The 3348-nt window shown below is 36.3% G+C and carries 4 protein-coding genes; 2 read left to right on the top strand and 2 right to left on the bottom strand.

Annotated elements, in window-relative coordinates; all coding sequences use genetic code 11:
* The coding region (locus tag RM368_RS32335; protein ID WP_322697840.1) for a hypothetical protein at window positions 1–266 on the bottom strand (266 nt) is incomplete at its 3' end.
* Between the two features lie 239 nt (window positions 267–505).
* Here RM368_RS32335 and RM368_RS32330 point away from each other — a divergent pair.
* Window positions 506–991 (top strand): hypothetical protein, encoded by a 486-nt coding sequence (locus RM368_RS32330; protein ID WP_322697839.1) that lies wholly within the window; start codon window positions 506–508, stop codon window positions 989–991.
* Between the two features lie 287 nt (window positions 992–1278).
* Here the strand turns inward: RM368_RS32330 and RM368_RS32325 are convergent, their stop codons facing one another.
* Window positions 1279–1956, bottom strand: a complete 678-nt coding sequence (locus RM368_RS32325) for a hypothetical protein (RefSeq protein ID WP_322697838.1) — start codon at window positions 1954–1956, stop codon at window positions 1279–1281.
* A gap of 185 nt (window positions 1957–2141) precedes the next feature.
* Between RM368_RS32325 and RM368_RS32320 the strand changes: the two genes are divergently transcribed.
* Window positions 2142–2444, top strand: coding sequence for a hypothetical protein (locus RM368_RS32320; RefSeq protein ID WP_322697837.1), 303 nt, complete (start codon window positions 2142–2144; stop codon window positions 2442–2444).
* The last annotated feature ends 904 nt before the right edge of the window (window positions 2445–3348 follow it).

Here is a 3348-nt window from a genome sequence, read left to right as displayed (position 1 = left end):
GAGAAAACATATTTCTTGTTTTTCTTGGAATAATTTATTCTTTGGAAATCCCTTATATTAACGTGCTGTTCATTTAGCGAACAGTAAATACCCGGATGTTTGTGATACTTACTTGATGATTTATAATCTTCCAAAACTAGAATTTCGGAATTACAAATAGGACAATAAAACCTAATCCCTTGAGAGTAAAGTTCAAAAGCTCTACTAGTACTATGTATTTGTTCATCGTACCTAACATAATTAGGCTGATCTGAATATTTTGACATTTGCTCTCCATTGTTATTTACTGTTTATTTATGGGAATAGATTTTTCCCTTCATCAAGTCCTTGATATTCTTCTGTATTAATGATAATTTCCCATAAAGTTTTACGCTCTTCCAAAGTTGTTCGTCGCTTACTTCTATAAAGAAACTCACGTCCAAAGGCCAAATATTCTTCATATAGGGTGTTTTGAAAAATTGTTTATCTTCTTTGTACATGAACGACTCATGTATCATAGTTGAGATTGCTTGATCAGTTATGGCAAGAGTGTTGGACGGCTGACCCTTATGGTTCTCGGTGGATGCCGCTAACAAGTGCTTTGGGGTATAGTACTTTTATCTCTGCGAAGAAAATTCTAGCTGAAAGCGGACTGTTCATTTTTAAGCCCGACAAATCTATACAGGATGGCCGGGAGACTATTGCTTGGATGGTGAAGAATTTACATGGCAGCCGGATGAAGGAATTTTGGGAGAAAGCTAATTCTCTTAATCAGCAACCAAATTCTGAAAAACGAGAATCAAATGCTGAGATTTCAGAGATAGATGCTGGCTCTGAAGAAATGGGTGCTTCGTATACAGCATCTATTTCAGGTCAAAGTCAGTCAGAACAGGGGTTTCAGAAACCTTCACGAACTACTCAGGAACAGTTAACGAACTCTTCAAAAGAGTTCGTTAACTATTTTCCGCCGTGCCTGTGCCAAATCCTGAAAAATGGTCACATGAGGCGATAGTTGCAAGGTCAAATATACGACCGGAGCGTATGCAGAAACTGAAAGCTGCAGGAAATTCGGGGCAGAATCCGGGGTTTGAGTTCTTGCAGGAGTGTTGGGATGATCCGGCTTTGCAGATTGTGATCAAGAAGTTGTTGGCGAAGTTTCCGCAGTGGGGCATTGTGGTTGTTGATGGGGTACTAGTGAAGTGGAATGACTAGCGATGCCTACGGCAACCGTTTCAGCAATCGCACTTCAACTGCTAGCATATTAAAAATGTTTAAGTCCTGATAACAGGATTTTTTAATTCACATTAAGCGTGAATCTATTTTTGCCAGACTATTAGGATATCCAATTTCTTCAATATCTTGTGCTAGCATCTGTAAAGAAATATCTGGATTTAATTCTGAAACTAGGCTTTGCGTTAAGTGACAATGTTTATATACTTGATCGACAGCATTCACACTAATTTTTTGCTCATAGTAACTCTCTGCCCAAGTTTGGTAAGTTAAAGGATTACCGTCTAAGATACTAAGCAATTCTTTTGAACCGTCTGGGTTATCACTTTCAGGAAATTTAAGTACACCTCGCTTCCATGTCGCATCTTGAAAGGAGCGCCATATACAGAATGTTGTTTCATTAATTAAAAATGCTGGCTCTTTTAAATATACTGCAAGAGGTTCTGGAACTTGATCTAAAACGTTAGGCCACACTTGCCCCAAATCATTTATATAGGGGCTCATCGGAGATTCATGTGCGAATCCCTTCACTATAGCTCCTATCTGGGTAAAAACTAGGAATATGTGATCTCCTGAACCATTAAGCATTGTAGCTATTGAAACTTCAGTGTTCCAGTGTGAGTTGAAAGAATAGTATCTAAATTCCCAATCAGGGCTTATAATTGCATCTAGCATTGCTAGCGATTGGGTTAGAGCTTTAAGATTATTAATATTGGGGAAGAGAGACAGGTCTTTAGTGGATATCATTAAATTGACTCTTATAAAATAATCATTAAGGAAAATACATATATTTAGAAAAAGCTGATACTTAGTATACCACTATTAACTTTAAGTTAAAATAAGATAGTTTTTTCTTAAAATAAATAATTCATAATTAATAATCCAAATATTTATCTTTTTTACATTTATTAAAGTAATTACATTACAAACATATGAACAAAAACAACTCAACTTGGCTGTTTGAAGATCCTCCAAATGTTGCTGTTATTACATCAACAGACATCCTTCAGGGTGGGAAACCTATTCTTTTCGTTTCACATGATAGTGACGATGGAGCATGGCAGTTTCACACATCTGAAAATGTGTCCATTGATAATGCAATGACAGTAGCTCTAGCAAGGATAGTAGCTTTAGATCCTTCTATACAGGAATTAGCTGACTTACCTTTAGGTTGGATAGCTGTGCGTCAAGAGGTTAAGCATTCGTGGATCAGAATTGACCAAACACAAAGCTAGCAATCCTACATAATTTTCACGATTTTTTAAGGATGGCTATTTAGACTCTTGCGCTAATATTTAAGATAGCCCTGTTTTGTCACTCTAGTAGTCTACCTAGTAAAGTTTGGTAGGTTAAATCTGGATATAAACGCTGCATTTTTTTACGTGCATCCTTGGTTTTAAAGCTCCAATGGACACTTGTTTGTTCTTGATTACGTTGTTCTCCCAAGCAGCGATTTCAGAAGTTAATGTTTCTGTATCAGGAATACGTCGTTCTAAACATTGACGAGATAAGCTGCTTTCCTTGCACTATCTACTTTTTTACCTCATTTAGTCTTGTCTTTATTGCTATTAGATATTGAACGGCTTCGACCCTTAGCACTTCGACAATCAATCTCCTACCACAACTCAATTTGTGAATAGTGTGATTTTACCCCCTGCGTGACCAAATTTTAAACCATAACGTGACCATAAGTTAACGTAATTTCAAGCTTTTGAGCCAATCAATAACTTAGCTTTGTGAATCAAATTATGTCCGTGTGTTTTAAATGTGAACCATAATACGACCAAAAGTTTTATTTTTAGACTTGGTAAAAAATGCCGAGCAAGACACACTAATTTAGTCGAAAATTTTAAACTTTCGGTCAAAATATAATTCAAAATGTCCACAATATGGTTCAAAAATATGTTTCGCCAAAAATTGAGTGATAAAGCGATCGCCTGAAATCTGAATTTTTATTTCTCTCCCATCACGGTACGGTACAAATGAACTATTTGACCATGTTCCCTGCTGTAATTAAGTTTTGAGTTTTTTGAACTCCATTTATAGCTTTGAACTATATGTTGTCCTAGTACAAAGTGAAGTATTTCGTGACCGTTTGGCTAAATTATCGTTCAAATCACAAATAGTTGGTCAGACGAT

The sequence above is a fragment of the Nostoc sp. DedSLP03 genome (assembly GCF_034530815.1).
GTDB lineage: Bacteria > Cyanobacteriota > Cyanobacteriia > Cyanobacteriales > Nostocaceae > Nostoc.
The sequence above is the reverse complement of the archived record's forward strand: the minus strand, read 5'-3'. Positions and strand labels throughout refer to the sequence as shown.

What these genes read in the sequence shown, in the direction of transcription:
- RM368_RS32325 (WP_322697838.1), bottom strand. Translation starts at nt 1,956, where the DNA reads ATGATATCCACTAAAGACCTGTCTCTCTTCCCCAATATTAATAATCTT.
- RM368_RS32320 (WP_322697837.1), top strand. Translation starts at nt 2,142, where the DNA reads ATGAACAAAAACAACTCAACTTGGCTGTTTGAAGATCCTCCAAATGTT.